Genomic DNA, 19768 nt, shown 5'->3' with positions numbered 1-19768 from the left:
TGAACAAACATCGGGAAGTAAACGAGAAGCGAGAAATGACGACCACGTTATATGGCAAACTTGATACAGCCTTATTTGACGCATTGGGTAATATCAAATTGTTGGTGTGTGATGTTGACGGTGTTTTTTCTGACGGACGGATCTATCTTGGCAATGACGGTGAGGAATTAAAAGCCTTCCACACCCGAGATGGATACGGCGTAAAAGCATTGGTTAGTCACAATATCGATGTTGCGGTTATTACTGGTAGACGCTCAGTTATTGTTGAAAACAGAATGAAGGCACTGTCTGTAGCGCACATTATTCAAGGTGAAGAGAATAAGTTTGACGCGCTAAAGCAGTTAATGAATCACCTTAAAATAACATCCGAAAATGTTGCCGTTGTTGGTGACGATATGCCCGATACAGGCATGTTTAAGCACGCTAGCGTTAGGATAGCGGTAGCCGATGCTCATCCATGTGTTATTAATGAAGCTAATTGGATCACTACTCTGCCAGGTGGTTTTGGAGCAGTGAGGGAGATCAGTGACACGATTTTACAGGCACATGGCGTGACCAATGGTATATTTGGATCCAGTGTATGAATCATTTCGGTTTCAATCGTCTTGGCGTGAGTATATCAGCGCTATTCATTTTAGCCATGCTCATGTACATTCCAACCTGGATGGAAGACGAACCGGTATTAAATAACGCTGAAGGACCTGATGCGTTAAAGCCTACTTATAAAGCAAAAAACCTAACCACAACCCTGTATAACATTGAGGGTCAACTAAACCATAAGGTTTTTGCCTCTTCCATGGAGCATTATGATCAGCTTGGCTTTGTTTCTTTTGAAAGGCCAAACTACACTCTCTATACAAATGATACAGGCTCACCGTGGAGCGTGACAGCGTTAGAGGGAACCTTGTATAACAATGAATTAATTCAATTGGAAAACAATGTAGTCATTGAAAATCAAAGCCGGGACGATTTTGTAAAATCAATTACCACCGAATATATTCAGATTAATTTGGATAACAAACAGATGACGTCAGACCAACCCGTAGAAATACGTGGCATGCAGTACGTTATCCAAAGCAACGGATTCAACGCGAACTTGCGTACTCAAAAATATGAGCTTATCGACCATGTACAAACTACGTATTCTCCTAGCAACTAGTGCACTGATAGTGCTGTGCACTCGTCCTGCATTCAGTAATGAAAGTGATTTCACTCTTCCCATCGAGATTGGCTCTAATTCTCAATTCATCGATGGAAAAAATAAGACGGCGCTGTACAAAGATAACGTACTTATTTCACAAGGCTCGCTTATTATCGAAGCTGACGAAGTTGAAGTAATTGCTTCACAAGGGAGTGGCCGCGAGATTTTTATCGCTCGTGGAAATCCGGCGAGCTACTCGCAAGAACTTGAAGACGGTAACCTTGTATCTGCAAGGGCGAACGAAATTCGTTATGAAGTAGCTAAACGCACCATTTCGCTAACTGGAAATGCGGAGCTTAAGCAGGACACCAGCCAAGTTAAAGGCAACAGCATTACTTTTGATATGGTCACTGAACAACTGCTAGCTACAGGCGGCACTGATGATGCTGGTGGACGTGTAACCACCGTGTTTACCCCTGAGTCTATTCGCAAAGCGAAAGGTGAAAGCAGCAAAGATAATGACAGTAATCACAACGACAGCAGCAATAACGACGGTAAAGGCGAGCAGTAACAATGGCAACTCTCAGCGCAAAAAACCTAGCTAAAGCCTACAAATCACGGCAAGTAGTGATTGATGTTAGCCTGTCAGTTTCTACCGGGCAAATTGTTGGTTTATTGGGGCCTAACGGTGCCGGGAAAACGACCACTTTTTATATGATTGTAGGCTTAGTTCCCTCAGATAAAGGCCAAATATCTATCGATGACAACGAATTAACTCATCAGCCTATGCACGAGCGTGCAAGAGGTGGTATTGGCTATTTACCGCAAGAAGCCTCAATATTCAGAAAGCTGACTGTGCACGAAAATATTATGGCGATTTTGCAAACTAGAAAAGATTTAAATTCACAGCAACAGGAAGAAGAAGCCGATGCGCTACTTGATGAATTTAATATTAACCATATACGTAATAGCATGGGCATGAGTCTTTCGGGTGGGGAACGTCGCCGAGTGGAGATAGCACGAGCTTTAGCAGCAAAACCTGAATTTATTTTGCTTGATGAGCCTTTTGCTGGTGTTGATCCAATATCAGTTAATGATATAAAGAAGATAATACAGCATTTGCGCGACAGAGGGATTGGTATACTCATTACCGACCACAACGTGAGGGAAACGCTGGATGTCTGTGAAAAAGCGTACATCGTAAGTCATGGTGAACTTATTGCGCAAGGAACGGCGGAACAGGTTTTAAGTAATCAAAAAGTAAGGGATGTATACCTAGGCGAACAATTCAGGCTATAGTTATCATATGTTACCTAATTGTGATTTTCATGAGCGCTCAGGTTCATTCTCTCAAGAGTATTAAAATAAGATATAGATGAAACCATCTTTACAATTAAAATTTAGTCAACAACTAACGATGACTCCACAATTACAGCAGGCAATTAAGCTGCTGCAGTTGTCTACACTCGATCTTCAACAGGAAATTCAAGAGGCCCTTGATTCCAACCCGCTTTTAGAAATAGAAGAAGGCAATGACGAGCCTCAGGCAGAAAAAAACAACATTGATAATGACGACAGCCAAAACGATACTACCGCTTCAGCCTCTAGCGACACTTTAGAATCAGGCGATGCGCTTGAAAAGAATGACTTACCCGATGAACTGCCAATTGATAGCACATGGGACGAGTATTACTCAGCCTCTTCAGCGCCTGCACCAGGTCCATCAAATAATGACGATGACCATGTTTTCCAAGGCGAAACAACTGACGACATTCAAACACATCTTCTTTGGCAGATGCGTTTAACACCCTTTTCTGATATCGATAGAGCCATCGCTATTGCCATTATTGACTCGATTGACGAGTCAGGATATCTCACCGCTACGCTAGATGAAATATTAGAAGCGGTAAATTTTGAAGATATCGAAACAGAAAATATTGAAGAAGAAATTGAGCTAGATGAAGTTGAATGTGTGTTAAAACGCATTCAAATGTTTGACCCTATCGGGTCGGGCTCTCGCTCGCCACAAGAGTGTTTGATGGTGCAACTACGCCAGTTTGCTGACGATACTCCTTGGTTAGACGAAGCAAAAAGACTGATTGAAGACTACTCAGATCTTTTGAGTAGCAAAGATTACAGAACCCTGATGCGTAAAAGTCGCTTGAAGGAGGATGAACTTCGCGAGGCAATACGTTTACTTCAAACCTTGAATCCTCGCCCGGGTAGTGCTTTAGTTACTAAAGAGCCCGAGTATGTTATTCCAGATGTATCAGTGGCGAAGAAGAATGGCCGCTGGACGGTTGAACTCAATCCCGATAGCTTACCTAAGCTAGGTGTAAATCAACAATACGCAGCAATGAGTCGAAAAGCGAAAAATAGCAGTGACTCACAGTTTATACGTTCTCATATGCAAGAAGCTAAATGGTTTATAAAAAGTTTAGAATCGAGAAACGATACCTTAATGAAAGTAGCTAACTGTATCGTTCAACAGCAAATGGGTTTTTTTGAGCACGGTCCCGAAATGATGAAACCAATGGTGCTCAATGATGTCGCAGAAATGGTGGACATGCACGAATCGACAATATCGCGGGTAACGACTCAGAAGTACATGCATACGCCGCGCGGTATTTACGAATTGAAGTATTTCTTTTCCAGCCATGTGGCAACTGAGTCTGGCGGTGAGTGTTCGTCGACTGCTATTCGTGCATTAATTAAGAAATTGGTAGCAGCAGAAACACCAAGCAAACCATTAAGCGATAGCAAAATTGCTTTATTGTTGGCAGAGCAAGGCATAAAAGTCGCTCGGCGGACAATAGCAAAATACCGGGAGTCTTTATCGATACCCCCGTCTAACCAACGCAAAAGCCTTACTTAAAGGCAATATATTAAAAGGAAGACGAAATATGCAAATCAATTTAACTGGTCATCATGTGGAAATCACCGATTCTTTGCGTAATTATGTCGATACGAAGTTTAGTAAACTTGAGCGTCACTTTGATCACATTTCTAATGTGCATGTCATCCTAAACGTAGAAAAAATAAATCAAAAAGCAGAAGCTACAATGCATTTAAGTGGTGCCGAAGTATTTGCATCCTCAGAAAATACCGATATGTATGCGGCGATTGACAGCATGGTTGATAAACTCGACAGGCAAGTAATCAAGCATAAGGAAAAACTGAAAAAGCATTAGCAGATAATTGAAAATGGACATTAAAGCCATCGTAAGCCTGGACCGCACCGAGTGTGCGGTTCAGTGCAATAGCAAGAAGCGAATGCTAGAAATTATTTCCGATATTGCTGCCCAAGACAATGCCAGCATTGACCAAATCACCGTGTTAAATAGTTTACTATCGAGAGAACGGATGGGCAGTACAGGAATAGGTAACGGTATTGCGCTCCCTCATGGTCGCTTAGCGAATTTAGAACACGTTATGGCCATTATTGTAACCTGCATTCCAGCGATTAACTTCGACGCCCTCGATGAAAAGCCTGTCGATATATTCTTTGCACTACTAGTGCCTGAAGAACAGACAGAGGGACATTTACAAACCTTGGCCACGGTCGCTGGCAAACTCAGCGATAAAGATACGGTTAAAGCGATACGCAGAGCCAAAACGAACGAAGATATTATTTCAGCACTAGGTATGTAAATAACCATTTTTAAAGGTACATTGAGGTTGTCGTTATATTTTTGTTTTAGGGAGAAATATCGGTGAAGCTGATCATTATCAGTGGTCGTTCAGGCTCAGGAAAGTCTGTGGCGTTAAGAGCGCTCGAAGATTTGGGCTATTATTGTGTCGATAATATTCCCGTAAATTTACTACCAACACTCACCCATACGGTGGTTGATGAATACGATCAGGTAGCGGTGAGTATTGACGTACGTAACTTGCCAAAGAACCCCAACGATTTGGTAGAAATATTAGACTACCTTCCCTCTTCTTGGTCGATGACAATCGTTTATATTGATGCCAGTGACGATGTGTTAGTTAAGCGTTTTAGTGAGACAAGGCGCTTACATCCCCTTGCTAAATTGAATAAGTCGCTGTCTGAAGCCATTAGAGCCGAGTCAACCTTATTGGGACCCATTGTTGAGCGCGCTGATCTTTACTTAGACACAGATAAGCTCACCATACATCAACTGGCCGAAATTATTCGCGAGCGAATACTAGGTAAAAAAAGCTCTCGTCTGGTACTGGTCTTTGAATCTTTTGGCTTTAAGCATGGAATACCAAAAGACGCTGACTATGTATTTGATGCCCGCTTTTTGCCCAATCCTCATTGGGAACCTGACTTGCGACATTTAACGGGTCTAGATGCGCCTGTGGAAGTATTTCTTGGTTCACAACCTGTAGTGACTAAGTTTGTTTGGCAAATTCAAAACTTAATTACCACCTGGTTGCCTCATCTTGAACGGAATAATAGAAGCTACGTCACAGTAGCCATCGGCTGTACTGGTGGACAGCACCGCTCTGTCTATATTGCGCAGACGTTATCAAAAACATTTGGTGAAATTCATCCGGATGTACAAATACGTCACAGAGAGCTAAATTAATCACTTATATTGTTGAAAGAGAGCGTAACTAAGAGTGACTATTGATAAAACACTGACAATTGTCAATAAACTTGGCCTTCACGCAAGAGCGGCAACCCAACTGGTGCAGCTTGCCAATCAGTTTGATGCCAAAATAATTCTTGAAAAGGGTGATAAACAGGCCGACGCTAGTAGCGTACTTGGGTTGATGATGCTTGAAAGCCATCAAGGTGAGCAGGTTAACGTAATTGTTGAAGGCAATGATGCAGAAAACGCCTTAGCCGCTATCGAGAAACTCATCGAAGGACGCTTTAACGAAGACGAATAATCTCATTGGCTTAACCACAAACCCGCTGCTCTTCGGCCGCTGGCTGAGCGCTAAGAAAACCAATGATGTAACTGCAGACAAGGCCGCTAGCATAACCTCTAACAGTGAGAAACTCATTCTAAAACAATGTATTTATCGTTACACTGCTAAGGTAAATACGCTATCCTATAAACTCATAGTTACTTAGTCATTGCCTATGGCGCAAGTTGCGCTTTCTTTTTGCACACTCTTGGTTAGGAATCGCTTTTCATGGCAGAAGCTCTCGTTTCTAAATATGTACAAACTCAATTGCGAACCCTCAACAATGCACTGAGTAATGGTCAGTTTGTGTCGGTTAGAAAGCTCCTGCTTGAACTTCCTCCTTCTGACGTTGCCCACATTTTAGAGTCTAGCCCAAGCCGCACCCGTGACGAGCTATGGGAGTTGATTGACGGCGATTTTCACGGCGATATTTTAGAAGAACTGTCCGACGATGTTCGTAACGGCATAATTACTAAAATGCTGCCTGCAAACGTGGTGGACGCGCTTGAAGAAATGGACACCGATGACTTGGCAGAGACCCTTAGCAGCCTGCCAGAAACTGTCCTTCTCGACATCCTAGACTCCATGGACGCACAAGACCGATTGCGCGCCGAACAAGCATTATCTTATGGTGAAGAAACTGCCGGCTTCATCATGAATACCGACACTATCACCTTGCGTCCCGACGTCACTATTGATGTGGTGTTACGTTACATCCGCCTCAAGGGCGAGCTGCCAGAAAACACCGATACCTTTTATGTGGTCAATCGCACCGATAACCTCGTGGGTATCGTACCAGTAACACGGCTTCTCACCGCAGACACTAGCGACAAAGTCTCTGATGTGATGGATGAAGAGTCGGAAGCTATTCCGGTTAACATGCCAGACGATGAAGTAGCGAGCCTATTTGAACGCTATAACTGGCTTTCAGCACCTGTTGTTGATGAAAATAATCGCCTCGTCGGGCGAATCACTATTGATGACGTGGTTGATATTATTCGCGAAGACGCCGAACACTCCATGATGAGTATGGCGGGTCTAGACGACGATGAAGATACCTTTGCCCCTGTTATGCAAAGTACCAAGAGACGTTCAGTGTGGCTAGCGGTGAACCTAGCCACGGCATTGATGGCAGCAATGGTGAGCGACTTATTTGAAGCCACTTTAAGCGCTTTGGCTGTACTCGCTATTTTAAACACCATTGTGCCTAGCATGGGTGGTGTTGCAGGTAACCAAACACTCACTCTTGTTATTCGCGGTATGGCATTAGGCCATGTAAACGCGAATAACTCCCGCTGGCTGATCAGCAAAGAGATTGCCATTGGTGTGTTAAACGGCATTATTTGGGCGGTATTAATAGCGTCTGTCATCGCACTGTGGAAACAAGACTATATGCTAGGTGTCATCATTGCATTTGCTATGCTTGTTAATATGATTGCGGCTGCATTAGCCGGCGCTACACTGCCCATGATAATGAAACGATTGAAGATAGATCCAGCACTTGCGGGAAGCGTCATTTTAACCACCATCACAGATGTGGTGGGTATTTTTGCATTCTTAGGTACCGCCACTCTGTTTTTGGTGTAGCGCCAAAATAAGATTTTCAGCCATTCAGGGATATACTCATGAAACGCATAATATTAGCAGTTGGTTTACTTATCCCCATATCGGTTGAAGCTACCGACGTTAACTACACGTCAACGCCTATTCACATTGACGGTGTATCAGAGGATGCTTGGAATAAAGCTACATGGCACGATATGCCCCATTTAATGGATGGAACGCTTCCCACATCAGATAACGACTTTACAGGCCGCTATCGATTATTGTGGGATGAACAATATTTATATTTGCAGGCTGATATTAGCGATGATGTGCTCATTGACACTCACCCTAACCCCACTAAAAAATATTGGGATGATGATGCGCTAGAGGTATTTATAGATAGCGACGCCTCTGGTGGCAATCATCAATTTAACCATACCGCATTTGCCTATCACATAGGCCTTGATAACCAAGCCGCCGACTTTGGGCCCGACAGAAAACCCCACCTGTACACAGAGCATCTTACAAGCCGATGGCAGCGACAAACATCGCCCCCTTATAACATTATCTGGGAAGTGGCGATTAAACTCTTTCCCAACAGTTACCAAGAAAATAGCAACAACACCCCATTAGTGTTGGATGAACATCGAGTTATTGGTTTCATGCTGGCCTACTGTGATAATGATGGCAGTGAAGCACGTGAGCATTTTATGGGCTCTCATGAGATACAGGCGGTAAACGGTGACAAAAACCGTGGATACATCGATGCTGATGTCTTCGGCAAGTTAACCTTACTACCTAAAGAGTAGCAGTTGTGACTTAACGCTTTAACAAAAAGAACTGCCGTAGACAAAAAAGCCGCAGTATTAAATGATACTGCGGCTTCTAAATAGTCCGACCTATTCCGGGCTGATAGTTTTCGCTAATGCTACTTAATCACCTTTAGCGTAGGCTTACCCTTTTTAGGTGGCACAGGCGCATCAAATGAGGCAGAAGAATCAGCATCTTCAATGGATGTTGGCCCTGTTGGTTCTGGCTCGTTTGAGATAGGCTCTGCCGATTCCATAGCGTCAGAAAGAGCTACGTCTTCTTCTGTGGCAAATACAGTACCCGCGCCATTCTCCCGTGCGTAAATGGCAATTACCGCTTCGCAGGGCATGCTAAGACGACGAGGTTGCCCCCCAAAACGCGCTTGAAAAGACAATCCGTTTGTATCAAGGTTAAAACCAACGCAGGCACTCGGTGACACATTAAGTACAATCTGGCCATCTTTAACAAATTCTTGCGGAACTTCAACCAATTCGTTTGTTGCATTAACAACAACGTATGGCGTCATATCGTTATCCACTATCCATTCATAAAAAGCCCTAAGTAGATAGGGCTGGTTTGACGTCATAGATGTCATAATGGATTGTGGATCTCGCGCTCTTGGTCAGTCAAAGATGCTTTGAACGAACTGCGAGAGAAAAGACGGTTCATGTAAGTAGTAATTTCTTTGCTTCCTGTACCACTAAGCTCAATGCCTAATGCAGGTAAACGCCAGAGAAGCGGTGCTAGATAGCAATCCACCAAGCTGAACTCTTCACTCATAAAGTAAGGCATTTCAGCAAAAACAGGCGCTAAAGATAGAATAGCTTCACGAAGTTCATTGCGCGAGGACTCAACATCACCTTCACCGCGGAAAATTCGTGCAGCAAGTGAATACCAATCTTGCTCGATGCGATGCATCATTAAACGACTTGTACCACGGGATACTGGGTATACCGGCATTAATGGTGGGTGCGGGAAGCGCTCATCAAGGTATTCCATGATGATGTGAGACTTATAAAGTACGAGTTCACGATCAACAAGAGTGGGTACCGTACCGTATGGGTTTAACTCCAACAGATCTTCAGATAAGTTACTAGGATCTGTGTAGCTGATTTCAACACCCACACCTTTTTCTGCCAACACAATACGAACCTGGTGGCTATAAATATCAATTGTGTCAGAGAACAACGTCATGATAGAACGTTTATTCGCGGCTACGGCCATTCAATTTCCTCCGTCGAGAAACAAGTTAAAGCTCACCGTTACAATGAGCGAATTACAAATGCCAAAAAAGGGGGCGAGATGCCCCCTTTTGGTATTATACATAAATCTGTGCGATTAGTGCACTTCTCGCCAGTAATCTTTCTTGAGCAAGTAAACAAACACAAACAATACGGCAATAAAGATAAGTACCCATTTACCGATTTTGTGCGACTCAAGTTTAGCTGGCTCGCCGGTGTACTCCAAAAAGTTCACGATATCGCCAACGGCTTGGTCATATTCATCCGGAGACATTGAACCAGTTCCGTCAGATTTGATACCCACATAACGCTTAACCATCTCGCCGTCTACCATTTGCTCTTCATAAGTACGCGTTGGCGTGCCTTGAAGAGGTTGTAGAACATGAGGCATACCCACTTCTGGGAATACAGTGTTGTTAACACCAAACGGTCTGCTTTCGTCCACATAGAATGCACGCAAATAGGTGTATATCCAGTCTGTACCGCGAACACGAGCTACTAGCGTTAGATCAGGTGGCGCAGCACCGAACCACTGTGCTGAGGCATCTTCAGGCATAGCGCGCGTCATATAATCAGACACTTTCTTGCCGGTAAACTGCAGATACTCTTCGCCCAACTCGTCTGGAATACCCAAATCAGTGAATGAACGCTGATAGCGTTGATACTTCATTGAGTGACAGCCTGAACAGAAGTTCATGAACAACTGCGCACCGCGCTGTAGTGACGCCTTATCTGACAAGTCAATTGGCGCTTCGTCTAGATGCACGTTCCCACCTGCCGCCATCGCGACGCCAGGTAGAAAGAATGCTAAAAAGCACATCATTTTTTTCATTTAGGGATCCTCTCTGGCACAGGTTTAGTATTTTCGTTTTTGCTGTACAAGAACAATGCAATGAAGAAACCAAAGTACATGATTGTAGCAACCTGTGACGCAATGATTTTCCAGTTCTCTTGTGGCGTACCACCTAGGTAACCCAGGAAGATAAACACAATCGCGAACACGATAAGGTTCACTTTGTGTAAACCACAACGATAGCGCCATGATTTGACGCGACCACGGTCTACCCACGGCATTGCGAACAATGCAGCTATAGCGCCAAACATAGCAAGTACACCAAACAGTTTGTCAGGTACTGCTTTCAAAATTGCGTAGAATGGCGTGAAATACCACACTGGGAATATATGCTCTGGCGTTTTCAGAGGGTTAGCAATTTCAAAGTTAGGGTGTTCGAGGAACTTACCGCCCATTTCAGGCGCAAAGAACAATACGTAAGTAAATAGCGCCAAGAATACACAGAACGCCACCATATCCTTCAACACAATGTGAGGGAAGAACGGTAGAACGTCGTCAGCAATGTCATACTTGCTAGTGTAGTACTCGTGAATTTTGTACTTCGTTTTCTCTGACTCTGGCAGTGAGCCTTTCTTGTGCTTAATGGCTACGCCATCAGGGTTATTAGAACCTACTTCGTGAAGCGCAATAATGTGCAAGAACACAAGTATGACGATGACTAATGGCAATGCAATAACGTGCAAGGCGAAGAATCGGTTTAGCGTGGCGCCTGAAATAACATAGTCGCCCTGTAACCAAATAACGAGGTCAGGACCCACTACCGGAATGGCACCGAATAATGAAACGATTACCTGAGCACCCCAGTAAGACATTTGTCCCCATGGAAGTACATAGCCCATGAAGGCTTCAGCCATCAGTGCAAGATAAATAAACATACCGAACACCCACAGTAGCTCACGTGGCTTTTGATACGAACCGTATATCATTCCGCGGAACATGTGCATGTAAACAACAATAAAGAACGCTGACGCGCCAGTACTGTGCATATAACGGATTATCCATCCGTAATCGATTTCACGCATGATGTATTCAACAGAAGCGAAAGCGCCCTCTGCTGAAGGTACAAAGTTCATGGTTAGCCAAATACCAGTAATTATTTGGTTGACCAGAACAATAGTGGCTAAAAACCCAAACACATACCAAAAGTTCATGTTTTTTGGCGCTGGGTATTGAATAGCGTGCATGTTTGCAACGCGTCCCACCGGGAGACGGTCTTCGATCCAACCTAGAAAAGCATTCATATCATTAAGCCTCCGCTTCTGAACCAATGATGATGTTTGTATCATCAACGAACTGATAAGGCGGCACTACCAGGTTTAATGGTGCAGGTACGTTTTGAAATACGCGGCCTGCCATATCAAACTTAGAACCGTGGCACGGGCAAAAGAAACCTTCAGGTACACCTTCAACGTATTCTTCAAACGCACCGTCTTTAAGATGCTGTGGAGAGCATCCAAGGTGAGTACAAATACCCACCAAGATTAAGTATTCTTCTTTCATGGAGCGGAAGCGGTTTTGTGCAAACGTAGGTTGCTGCTCGGCTTCTGAATTTGGATCTTTAAGCTGATCTTCGTGTCCGCCTAATGCCTCTAGCAGCTCAGGGGTACGACGCACAATCCACACGGGTTTGCTTCGCCACATTACACGCACTAACTGTCCAGGCTCAATCCCGCTGATATCAACTTCAACGTCAGCACCGGCAGCTTTCGCTTTGGCACTTGGATTCCAGGACGCAATAAAAGGCACTGCAGCACCAACGACACCCACACCGCCAACTACCGACGTGGCAACGGTCAAAAACCGACGACGGGTGTTGTTCTCAGGCTGATTTTCGTTGTGTGCAGACTTTGTTGCATCTACAGATACATTGCTCATCCACATTTCTCCAGGTTTGGATAATTATGATGCCATTTAAAAAGGCTTATACTGGTTTTATCTCGCCTGTATTACCGCATCATATGGCTTGTCGTGAGAGTGAATAAACAGCAAAACACGCTGTTTTACGATTCCACGAAAGTTATTCAATTTTTCGACTGCAAATGATAAAAGAAAAGCCCTTATAAACACAAGGTTTTACTGGTATTTAAGCATAAATTTAATTCATCGAAGCTGACGGCAAAATAGGTGATAAGTGCTTTAAATCAGGGTTTTACCTTGAATAGCCCCTAAAAAGCAGAGGAAATTAAACCTTTTTTATTTTGCTCAATATCTTACAGGCAATAAAAAACCCGGCAGAGCCGGGTTTTTGCAAAACAAAAAACGTGAATTAACGTTTTGAGAATTGTGGACGTTTACGTGCTTTGTGTAGACCCACTTTCTTACGTTCAACCTGACGTGCGTCGCGAGTAACGAAGCCAGCTTTACGTAGTGCAGGACGCAACGCTTCATCATACTCCATAAGAGCACGAGTGATACCGTGACGAATTGCGCCAGCTTGTCCGTTTGAACCACCACCTTTAACAGTGATGTATAGATCAAACTTTTCTAGCATTTCTACAAGTTCTAGAGGCTGACGAACAACCATGCACTCAGTCTCACGACCGAAGTACTGATCTAGAGCGCGTTTGTTTACTTGAATGTTACCTGAGCCTGGACGCAAGAACACACGAGCGGTAGAACTTTTGCGGCGGCCGGTGCCGTAGTATTGAGTATCTGCCATGTCGATTGCCCCTTAGATGTCCAAAACTTGTGGTTGCTGTGCTGCGTGCGAGTGTTCTGCACCAGCGTAAACTTTCATTTTACGGAACATTGCACGGCCTAGCGGACCTTTTGGCAGCATTCCTTTCACTGCTTTCTCAATAACCATTTCTGGTTTGAAAGCAAGCAGCTTTTCAAAGTTAGTTTCTTTCAGACCACCTGGATAGCCACTGTGCGCATAATAGATTTTATTCAACGCTTTACGGCCAGTAACCGTAATTTTGTCAGCATTGATAACTATGATGTAATCACCGGTGTCCACGTGAGGCGTGTACTCTGGCTTATGCTTACCACGAAGGCGCAATGCGATTTCTGAAGCCAAACGGCCCAGTGTTTTGTCTGTGGCGTCAACCACGTACCAGTCACGTTGTACCGTTTCTGGCTTTGCAACAAAAGTTTTCATTTAAATATCACCCGAATAATATCGTCGTTACTGATTTCTGAACACCAGAAATCACCATAAAATCAACACAAAGGCCCCTTCGAGCCGGTCGATTCTTCCACCTTCCCAAAGGTGGGCGTAACTGGGCAGGGCGCGAATTATACAGATTTTATGGCAAATGCGAACCCCTACAATGAAAAAATGTACACTTTTTCTGCTTTAAACGGTGACTTCCGATTAAATATACTATAACGTTTATTCGCTTTATTTTTGACCAAAAACAATAACTCTAAACAACGACAAAATATCGACCAAATCATGAATCGCGTTACTGCATTGATTATCACAAACCTTGTGGCATTTGCCATCACGTCATGTGTTATGTGTTACCCCGTAAAAGCCTTCTCTTACGATACAGCTCACGAAGCAGTGCATGAGATGGATAATGACGCATCCAATGAGACAGGCACTACGGTGGACACAGTCGTCATAGCTAAAGCCTTTGCGGACGATGACTTTGGAAAATACCAAATATCAGTGTTATCACGGGCTCTAGAGGTCACTTCAGAGTTCGGCGACGTAAACATATCCCTTCATCCACAGCCGATGTCCCAAAGCCGCCAAATGCGAAGCTTGCTTGAAGGCTCTGCTGATGTAATGTGGAGCGTAACAAGCAAGTCGAGGGAGCTAAGGCTTACTCCTATACGCCTGCCTTTACTGCGTGGTTATTCTGGCCACCGCGTTATCGTAATAAACACAGAAGAAAAAGCACAGTTCGAACGCATAACTTCCGTAGAAAGTTTAAAAGCCAAGAAGTTTGTGCAGGGTTCTGATTGGCCAGATTTTGAAATTCTACAAGCAAATGGGTTTGGCGTAGTTAGCGAAGACTGGAGCACATGGTTTCGTTCTATGTACCTCCTTGTTGAGCGCAATGTGGTAGACGGCTTTCCGCGAAATATTATTGAGATACACAACGACATTCAATACTTTGACAATAACTTGTTATCTGTCGATGAGAAGCATCTTATTAGTTACCCTAACTACGAGTATTTCTTTGTACGCTCTGATAGACAGCAATTGGCCAACAGGATCCGGCTTGGTCTTATAAGGCTCATACAATCGGGAGAGCTAGAAGAGATCTTTTATAGTTTTGACACTCACATACTGGCAAATGAACTGCTTAGTGACACTAAACGCCAGGTACATAAACTCAATAACCCTCTTATTCCCGGACCTCTTAACTATGCCGATTGGATTGCGACCCCGCAACTTGCGGTGAAAGCCATCGAAAGTGAAATGGGCTATTCTTCTTTTGCTATTGATATGAATGATTAGGATATATAAATCCTTAACAGTTCACATTTAAATAACGCGCTTCTACTATAATCATAACGTAGAAAGGATTGATTTATGCCAAAGATACCACGCACTCCAACACTTGATTACACCCGTGAAATGAGCGAAAAACGAAGACAGTTTATCGAAAACGAAACCAAAACCTCGTTTACTCATTTGAGTCATTTTTCTCTCGAGCCAAAATCTCTGGCTGGAAATATTGAAAACTTTACCGGTGTGGCGCAAGTACCTATCGGCTTTGCGGGTCCTATGTTGGTCAATGGCGAAGCAGCACAAGGTGAGTTTTATGTGCCCATGGCTACCACCGAAGGTACGTTAGTGGCGAGTTACAGTAGAGGAATGCGTTTAACTCGGGAAGCGGGCGGCATTAAAACCACCGTGATAGATGATGCTATGCAGCGCGCGCCTATGTTTGCTTTTGTTGACGCGCGAGAAGCGCTTGCCTTCGGAAAATGGATTGAGGCTAATTTTGACCAAATAAAAGTTGCAAGCGAAGAAACCACGTCAGTGGGAAAACTTAGAGACATCGAACAATATGCAGTATCAAAACTGCGCTGGCTGCGCTTTAACTTTACCTGTGGTGACGCAGCAGGTCAGAATATGGTAAGTAAAGCAACAAAAGCAGGGTGTGACTGGGTACTAGACAACTATCCTGGGCACGTTGACCACTTTGTACTTGCCGCTAACTTAGACACCGATAAGAAGCACTCACACCTCAACTCATTACACACGAGAGGTAAGCGGGTTGTTGCTGAAATCACCTTGCCTAAGCAATTGATGACAGAAATTATGCATTGTCCGCCTGAAGCGCTTTTTAAGCAGCGTCAGTATTCCAACATGGGAGCCCTAATGGCGGGCAGTGTTAACAATGGCGCTCACTTTGCTAATGGTATTACCGCGGTATTCATTGCCTGCGGTCAAGATGTGGCGAATGTTGCCGAGTCATCTGCTGGCTTCACCTATGCTGAAATTTTGCCAAACGGCGACTATTACTTTTCAGTTACTATACCATCGCTCATCGTTGCGACCTATGGCGGAGGAACCGGCTTAGCAACGCAACAGGAGTGCCTCAGCGTACTGGGCTGTGCTGGTAAAGGAAAGGTAAATAAGCTCGCAGAGATCATTGCGGCAACTGTACTATGCGGCGATCTCTCTCTGGGTTCTGCCGTTGTCGCAAATGAGTGGGTGTCTAGTCATGAAAAATTGGGCAGAAACCGTTAAGCATTAGCGCATTCAGGTCGAGATATAACAAAGTATGCGCCTGCGATCATAAACACCGCAACGCCAGCATATGCATAAAGCGGCGCGTTGGCGAATATACAAAATACGATGAAGCTTAGTAGCATGCTGCAGCACGCCACACACTTTGTCCGTTTAGATATTGCGCCATTGTCGCGCCATGCGCGCAAGGTTTCACCGAAACGAGGGTGTTGCAACAACCAGCGCTCAAGCTTGGGTGATGAGCGTGTAAAACAATAAAGTGCACCAATGAGAAAAACGGTGGTGGGCATAACGGGCAAGAAAGCACCAATGACACCTAAGAGTGTGAATAATGCACCGAGAACGGCGAAAAATGGCTTACCCACTTTTTTAATGATGCGAACGCTCAATTAACCCCCCCTTAAGACCGCTGACAGTGACGAGTGAAAGTAGCAAGTCAGCACACTGACGATTCAACAACGGTCAAATTTCGATTCGATAATAGTATAAGCGTAGCATGGGTTTGTTATGACAGTGCTGAAATCTAGCTACTTTTTTACAATTTTTCCTTCGCTTTTACTTTCACCCATAGCGACTCCATCTCTTCAAGCGATAAATCGGTTAATGAGTGATGCTGAGCTCGAGCCAGCTCCTCTACCGCGGTAAAGCGCTTTGCAAACTTAATACTGGCTTTACGCAGTGCGGTATCCGCGTCTACGTTGCAGTGCCTAGCTAAATTCACCATCGCAAAGAGTGCATCGCCAATCTCTTCTTCAATGGCGTCTTGGTTTCGGGTTGTGGCGATAAGCTCTTGCTTAACCTCTTCTAACTCTTCTTCAACTTTATCTAACACGGGCAGTGTATCTGGCCAATCAAACCCTACTTTGGCACATTTTTTTTGCAATTTTTGTGCGTACATCAGTGCAGGCATTCCTTTAGGCACACTATCTAAAAGAGGCTCATTGTTTGCTCGATGAGGCTGACTGCTGTCTGTGTTGGCCTGCTTTGCTGCTTTTCTCTCTGCTTTTTCTTGGGCCTTAATGGCCTCCCACTGCTGAGATAAGTCTTGTTGAGATAGCCCTTCTTGAGATAATCCTTGTTGAGAAAAGACGGGTTGACTGGTTTTGGCGCCGGTATTTACGCTGGCCTGTTCCTGAGCGAAGACATGAGGATGGCGACGTACCAGCTTATCGCTAATGGCTGTTGCCACATCGTCAAAATCAAACTGCCCGTCTTCTTGTGCAATGTGGGCGTAAAAAACGATTTGAAACAGCAAGTCACCGAGCTCGTCTCGAATATCGTCTATATCGCCATTAGCTATAGCATCGACAACTTCATACGCCTCTTCCATAGTAAACCGCGTAAGCGACTCCATGGTCTGCTGTTGATCCCACGGACACCCGCCGTCATCAGAGCGCAACGTTTCCATAATTGACAACAGACGCGCCACGCCAGGCAAGTTAGCTTTGCTTACGTCGTGCATCGTTGACTCCTTTTAACTGACGTAGGCGAGTGATGACTTTAGACAAGCTGTCTAACGTGAGCACTTCAATGGATATTGTGATTAGCGCGGTTTGGCGGTTTTTATCACTTAAACTGTTTACCCCAAGCAAAGGCACGTTTTCGTTTGCTAGCACGGTGGTAATATCGCGAAGTAGTCCGGTTCTGTCGTGGCAATGAATATCCACCGCAGTCTCAAAGCCCACCTTGAGCTCTTGAGACCAGTTAACTTCTATTTGACGTTCGGGGTATTGAACTAACAAGTTCTGCAATTGATCACAGCTTTCTTTGTGAACACTCACTCCCCTGCCCTGTGTGATATACCCCATAATAGGCTCACCTGGTACAGGCTTACAGCAGTTCGCCAATTGACTCATCAGGTGACCAACGCCTTGCACAACGACAGCATCTTTTTTACCCGTTCCAGCAGCGGTTTTGCGTGTTTTAACTTTAGGGCTAATCTCGGGCTCTGCCTGAGGTGGCTCTTGTAAGTGATGAATGAAATTAACAACTTGCATCACCCTTACATCGCCTGCCCCTACTGCAGTGTAGAGGTCGTCTTTCGTCTGTAAATTGAACTTTTCACAGGCTTCAGATGGGACTTTCGTTGATAAATGGGCTCGATTCAATTCTCGCTCAAGCAGTTCTTTACCAGCGGCAAGGTTCTTTTCTCTGTCCTGTTTTTTAAAGTATGAATGAATGGTAGCTCGTGCCCGAGAAGAATGAACATACCCTAAACCAGGATGCATCCAATCTCTACTTGGGTTCAGGTCTTTTCCAGTGAGCACTTCCACCTGATCGCCACTTTGCAGCAAGTAAGTAAAAGGCACGATCCTGCCATTAATTTTTGCTCCGTTGCAGCGGTGCCCTACATTACTATGAATGTAATAAGCAAAATCTAGAGGCGTCGCTCCTTGAGGTAAATCAATAACATCACCTTTTGGAGTGAACACATACACTCTATCATCAAAGACTTGACTGCGAATCTCCTCCACTAAGTCGCCAGACTCTGCCACTTCTTCTTGCCACGCTAAAATACGACGCAGCCAGTTTATTCGTTCATCGTAACCAGATTGCTTGCCCGTACTGCCCTCTTTGTACTTCCAATGAGCAGCAACACCCAATTCAGCATCTTGATGCATTTGCTGAGTGCGTATTTGAATTTCTATTGGCTTGCCCTCTGGGCCAACCACAACGGTGTGAATAGATTGATAGCCATTAGGTTTTGGGGTAGCGATATAGTCATCAAATTCCGTCGGTAAATGTCTGTAGTTGGCGTGAACTGTGCCAAGGGCGGCATAGCAATCTTGTAACCTGTCAGCAATAATTCTCACCGCACGAATATCAAACAACTGCTCAAAGGTGAGCCGCTTTTTCTGCATTTTTTTCCAAATACTGAATATGTGCTTTGGTCTACCGTACACCTCTGCGCGGATATTTTCGGTATTCATCATTTGCTGCAAATCGTCAACTATGGAATCGATGTACTCAGCACGCTCTTTTCGTTTTCCATCAAGCTGCTTGGCGATTTGTTTGTAGGTAACCGGATGAAGATAGCGAAAAGCTAAGTCTTCTAACTCCCACTTTAGTTGCCCTATACCTAATCTATTCGCCAACGGTGCATAAATGCTAGCGCATTCTCGAGCCACCATAACGCGCGTTTCCTCATCGGCAGATTTGGCCTGCTGCAACGCACATATTCGCTCTGCCATTTTAATTACGACGGCGCGCACGTCCTCGACCATGGCCAGCAGCATTCTGCGAATACTATCTGTGTGTTGTTCATCTGAAGAATCTGCGTGCTCTTTGCCGCTCAACCTACGTGCATGAAGAGACTTAATCGCGTCCATTCTGCGCACGCCAACAATGAGCTCTTTTATCTCAGTGCCAAACTCATCGCTAATATCGTCTTCATTGAGAACGTGCTGTTCGCAATAGGGAAAGACGAGGGCGGCCTGAAGCGTTATGTCGTCCATATTGAGTTGGCAGAGTATTTCCACCATTTCTTGACCCACAAGCAGCCGCTCGGGGACAGCAGACACCGCTCGTAGCTTTTCTTTCGTATGACGTTGAAGCCCTAAACTATCCAACCACGCCTCAAAGGGAGGCCTGTGGGCTTCGTGTACCTTTCTTGTTGATACCATATCCGTAACTCACTG

Annotated in this window: 23 protein-coding genes; 13 read left to right on the top strand and 10 right to left on the bottom strand. The window is 44.6% G+C overall.

The genetic code is table 11. From position 1 onward, the window contains the following. Positions 1-35: 35 nt before the first annotated feature. The 11 genes from kdsC (at position 36) to ACOJR9_RS03745 (ending at position 8379) form a co-directional block, all read left to right on the top strand. Positions 36-584: a 3-deoxy-manno-octulosonate-8-phosphatase KdsC gene (gene kdsC, locus ACOJR9_RS03795; protein WP_420936035.1), complete on the top strand. Its 549-nt coding sequence runs from the start codon at positions 36-38 to the stop codon at positions 582-584. Continuing rightward, entirely contained in the window at positions 581-1159 is a 579-nt protein-coding gene (lptC, locus tag ACOJR9_RS03790; RefSeq protein ID WP_420935057.1) for an LPS export ABC transporter periplasmic protein LptC, read from the top strand. Before kdsC ends, lptC begins: the two co-directional genes overlap by 4 nt. Continuing rightward, the gene (gene lptA, locus ACOJR9_RS03785) at positions 1128-1712 is read left to right on the top strand and encodes a lipopolysaccharide transport periplasmic protein LptA (RefSeq protein WP_420935056.1); all 585 of its coding nucleotides are present in this window, start codon (positions 1128-1130) and stop codon (positions 1710-1712) included. Before lptC ends, lptA begins: the two co-directional genes overlap by 32 nt. A gap of 2 nt (positions 1713-1714) precedes the next feature. Beyond that, the gene (gene lptB, locus ACOJR9_RS03780; RefSeq protein ID WP_420935055.1) at positions 1715-2440 is read left to right on the top strand and encodes an LPS export ABC transporter ATP-binding protein; all 726 of its coding nucleotides are present in this window, start codon (positions 1715-1717) and stop codon (positions 2438-2440) included. Positions 2441-2516: 76 nt separating this feature from the next. Next, entirely contained in the window at positions 2517-4016 is a 1500-nt protein-coding gene (locus ACOJR9_RS03775; protein ID WP_420935054.1) for an RNA polymerase factor sigma-54, read from the top strand. Positions 4017-4044: 28 nt separating this feature from the next. Continuing rightward, the gene (hpf, locus tag ACOJR9_RS03770) at positions 4045-4332 is read left to right on the top strand and encodes a ribosome hibernation promoting factor (RefSeq protein WP_032096336.1); all 288 of its coding nucleotides are present in this window, start codon (positions 4045-4047) and stop codon (positions 4330-4332) included. 13 nt (positions 4333-4345) lie between these two features. Then, on the top strand, positions 4346-4792 hold the full coding sequence (ptsN, locus tag ACOJR9_RS03765) for a PTS IIA-like nitrogen regulatory protein PtsN (protein WP_420935053.1): 447 nt from the start codon (positions 4346-4348) through the stop codon (positions 4790-4792). Positions 4793-4854: 62 nt separating this feature from the next. Further along, positions 4855-5697: an RNase adapter RapZ gene (gene rapZ, locus ACOJR9_RS03760; RefSeq protein ID WP_420935052.1), complete on the top strand. Its 843-nt coding sequence runs from the start codon at positions 4855-4857 to the stop codon at positions 5695-5697. 34 nt (positions 5698-5731) lie between these two features. Beyond that, positions 5732-6004, top strand: coding sequence for an HPr family phosphocarrier protein (locus tag ACOJR9_RS03755; protein WP_420935051.1), 273 nt, complete (start codon positions 5732-5734; stop codon positions 6002-6004). 249 nt (positions 6005-6253) lie between these two features. Next, on the top strand, positions 6254-7612 hold the full coding sequence (gene mgtE, locus ACOJR9_RS03750) for a magnesium transporter (RefSeq protein ID WP_163107416.1): 1359 nt from the start codon (positions 6254-6256) through the stop codon (positions 7610-7612). Positions 7613-7650: 38 nt separating this feature from the next. Further along, positions 7651-8379, top strand: coding sequence for a CBM9 family sugar-binding protein (locus ACOJR9_RS03745; protein ID WP_420935050.1), 729 nt, complete (start codon positions 7651-7653; stop codon positions 8377-8379). Positions 8380-8498: 119 nt separating this feature from the next. Here the strand turns inward: ACOJR9_RS03745 and ACOJR9_RS03740 are convergent, their stop codons facing one another. From ACOJR9_RS03740 to rplM, 7 genes are all read right to left on the bottom strand, one after another. After that, entirely contained in the window at positions 8499-8975 is a 477-nt protein-coding gene (locus ACOJR9_RS03740; RefSeq protein ID WP_420935049.1) for a ClpXP protease specificity-enhancing factor, read from the bottom strand. Then, on the bottom strand, positions 8972-9604 hold the full coding sequence (sspA, locus tag ACOJR9_RS03735; RefSeq protein WP_420935048.1) for a stringent starvation protein SspA: 633 nt from the start codon (positions 9602-9604) through the stop codon (positions 8972-8974). The genes ACOJR9_RS03740 and sspA overlap by 4 nt, the downstream gene beginning before the upstream one ends. Before the next feature lie 114 nt (positions 9605-9718). Further along, entirely contained in the window at positions 9719-10453 is a 735-nt protein-coding gene (locus tag ACOJR9_RS03730; protein ID WP_420935047.1) for a cytochrome c1, read from the bottom strand. Then, a complete protein-coding gene (locus ACOJR9_RS03725) occupies positions 10450-11715 on the bottom strand; it encodes a cytochrome b (protein ID WP_420935046.1) in 1266 nt (421 codons plus the stop codon). Before ACOJR9_RS03725 ends, ACOJR9_RS03730 begins: the two co-directional genes overlap by 4 nt. Positions 11716-11719: 4 nt before the next feature. Beyond that, complete coding sequence (petA, locus tag ACOJR9_RS03720; protein WP_032096327.1) at positions 11720-12349, bottom strand: ubiquinol-cytochrome c reductase iron-sulfur subunit; 630 nt, start codon at positions 12347-12349, stop codon at positions 11720-11722. A 391-nt stretch (positions 12350-12740) separates the two neighbouring features. Continuing rightward, complete coding sequence (gene rpsI / locus ACOJR9_RS03715) at positions 12741-13133, bottom strand: 30S ribosomal protein S9 (protein ID WP_032096326.1); 393 nt, start codon at positions 13131-13133, stop codon at positions 12741-12743. A 12-nt stretch (positions 13134-13145) separates the two neighbouring features. Then, a complete protein-coding gene (gene rplM, locus ACOJR9_RS03710) occupies positions 13146-13574 on the bottom strand; it encodes a 50S ribosomal protein L13 (RefSeq protein WP_032096325.1) in 429 nt (142 codons plus the stop codon). A 297-nt stretch (positions 13575-13871) separates the two neighbouring features. Here rplM and ACOJR9_RS03705 point away from each other — a divergent pair, with 297 nt between their 5' ends. After that, positions 13872-14888: a hypothetical protein gene (locus ACOJR9_RS03705; protein ID WP_420935045.1), complete on the top strand. Its 1017-nt coding sequence runs from the start codon at positions 13872-13874 to the stop codon at positions 14886-14888. A 75-nt stretch (positions 14889-14963) separates the two neighbouring features. After that, positions 14964-16130: a hydroxymethylglutaryl-CoA reductase gene (locus tag ACOJR9_RS03700; protein WP_420935044.1), complete on the top strand. Its 1167-nt coding sequence runs from the start codon at positions 14964-14966 to the stop codon at positions 16128-16130. Here ACOJR9_RS03700 and ACOJR9_RS03695 read toward each other — a convergent pair. The 3 genes from ACOJR9_RS03695 to relA all read right to left on the bottom strand — a co-directional run bounded on the left by ACOJR9_RS03695 (position 16127) and on the right by relA (position 19753). Next, positions 16127-16519: a YbaN family protein gene (locus ACOJR9_RS03695; RefSeq protein WP_420935043.1), complete on the bottom strand. Its 393-nt coding sequence runs from the start codon at positions 16517-16519 to the stop codon at positions 16127-16129. The two genes, ACOJR9_RS03700 and ACOJR9_RS03695, sit on opposite strands and share 4 nt — an antisense overlap. 146 nt (positions 16520-16665) lie before the next feature. Continuing rightward, entirely contained in the window at positions 16666-17592 is a 927-nt protein-coding gene (gene mazG, locus ACOJR9_RS03690) for a nucleoside triphosphate pyrophosphohydrolase (RefSeq protein WP_420935042.1), read from the bottom strand. Continuing rightward, positions 17570-19753 (bottom strand): GTP diphosphokinase, encoded by a 2184-nt coding sequence (relA, locus tag ACOJR9_RS03685; RefSeq protein WP_420935041.1) that lies wholly within the window; start codon positions 19751-19753, stop codon positions 17570-17572. Before relA ends, mazG begins: the two co-directional genes overlap by 23 nt. Between the last annotated feature and the right edge of the window lie 15 nt (positions 19754-19768).

This window comes from Alteromonas ulvae, assembly GCF_048987005.1.
Classification (GTDB): Bacteria; Pseudomonadota; Gammaproteobacteria; order Enterobacterales; family Alteromonadaceae; genus Alteromonas.
The sequence above is the reverse complement of the archived record's forward strand: the minus strand, read 5'-3'. Positions and strand labels throughout refer to the sequence as shown.

What these genes read in the sequence shown, in the direction of transcription:
- ptsN (WP_420935053.1), top strand. Translation starts at nt 4,346, where the DNA reads ATGGACATTAAAGCCATCGTAAGCCTGGACCGCACCGAGTGTGCGGTT.
- ACOJR9_RS03725 (WP_420935046.1), bottom strand. Translation starts at nt 11,715, where the DNA reads ATGAATGCTTTTCTAGGTTGGATCGAAGACCGTCTCCCGGTGGGACGC.
- ACOJR9_RS03740 (WP_420935049.1), bottom strand. Translation starts at nt 8,975, where the DNA reads ATGACATCTATGACGTCAAACCAGCCCTATCTACTTAGGGCTTTTTAT.
- hpf (WP_032096336.1), top strand. Translation starts at nt 4,045, where the DNA reads ATGCAAATCAATTTAACTGGTCATCATGTGGAAATCACCGATTCTTTG.
- lptB (WP_420935055.1), top strand. Translation starts at nt 1,715, where the DNA reads ATGGCAACTCTCAGCGCAAAAAACCTAGCTAAAGCCTACAAATCACGG.
- ACOJR9_RS03705 (WP_420935045.1), top strand. Translation starts at nt 13,872, where the DNA reads ATGAATCGCGTTACTGCATTGATTATCACAAACCTTGTGGCATTTGCC.
- rpsI (WP_032096326.1), bottom strand. Translation starts at nt 13,133, where the DNA reads ATGGCAGATACTCAATACTACGGCACCGGCCGCCGCAAAAGTTCTACC.
- ACOJR9_RS03730 (WP_420935047.1), bottom strand. Translation starts at nt 10,453, where the DNA reads ATGAAAAAAATGATGTGCTTTTTAGCATTCTTTCTACCTGGCGTCGCG.
- sspA (WP_420935048.1), bottom strand. Translation starts at nt 9,604, where the DNA reads ATGGCCGTAGCCGCGAATAAACGTTCTATCATGACGTTGTTCTCTGAC.
- rplM (WP_032096325.1), bottom strand. Translation starts at nt 13,574, where the DNA reads ATGAAAACTTTTGTTGCAAAGCCAGAAACGGTACAACGTGACTGGTAC.
- petA (WP_032096327.1), bottom strand. Translation starts at nt 12,349, where the DNA reads ATGAGCAATGTATCTGTAGATGCAACAAAGTCTGCACACAACGAAAAT.
- mgtE (WP_163107416.1), top strand. Translation starts at nt 6,254, where the DNA reads ATGGCAGAAGCTCTCGTTTCTAAATATGTACAAACTCAATTGCGAACC.
- ACOJR9_RS03745 (WP_420935050.1), top strand. Translation starts at nt 7,651, where the DNA reads ATGAAACGCATAATATTAGCAGTTGGTTTACTTATCCCCATATCGGTT.
- kdsC (WP_420936035.1), top strand. Translation starts at nt 36, where the DNA reads ATGACGACCACGTTATATGGCAAACTTGATACAGCCTTATTTGACGCA.
- lptA (WP_420935056.1), top strand. Translation starts at nt 1,128, where the DNA reads ATGTACAAACTACGTATTCTCCTAGCAACTAGTGCACTGATAGTGCTG.
- relA (WP_420935041.1), bottom strand. Translation starts at nt 19,753, where the DNA reads ATGGTATCAACAAGAAAGGTACACGAAGCCCACAGGCCTCCCTTTGAG.
- ACOJR9_RS03775 (WP_420935054.1), top strand. Translation starts at nt 2,517, where the DNA reads ATGAAACCATCTTTACAATTAAAATTTAGTCAACAACTAACGATGACT.
- lptC (WP_420935057.1), top strand. Translation starts at nt 581, where the DNA reads ATGAATCATTTCGGTTTCAATCGTCTTGGCGTGAGTATATCAGCGCTA.
- ACOJR9_RS03700 (WP_420935044.1), top strand. Translation starts at nt 14,964, where the DNA reads ATGCCAAAGATACCACGCACTCCAACACTTGATTACACCCGTGAAATG.
- mazG (WP_420935042.1), bottom strand. Translation starts at nt 17,592, where the DNA reads ATGCACGACGTAAGCAAAGCTAACTTGCCTGGCGTGGCGCGTCTGTTG.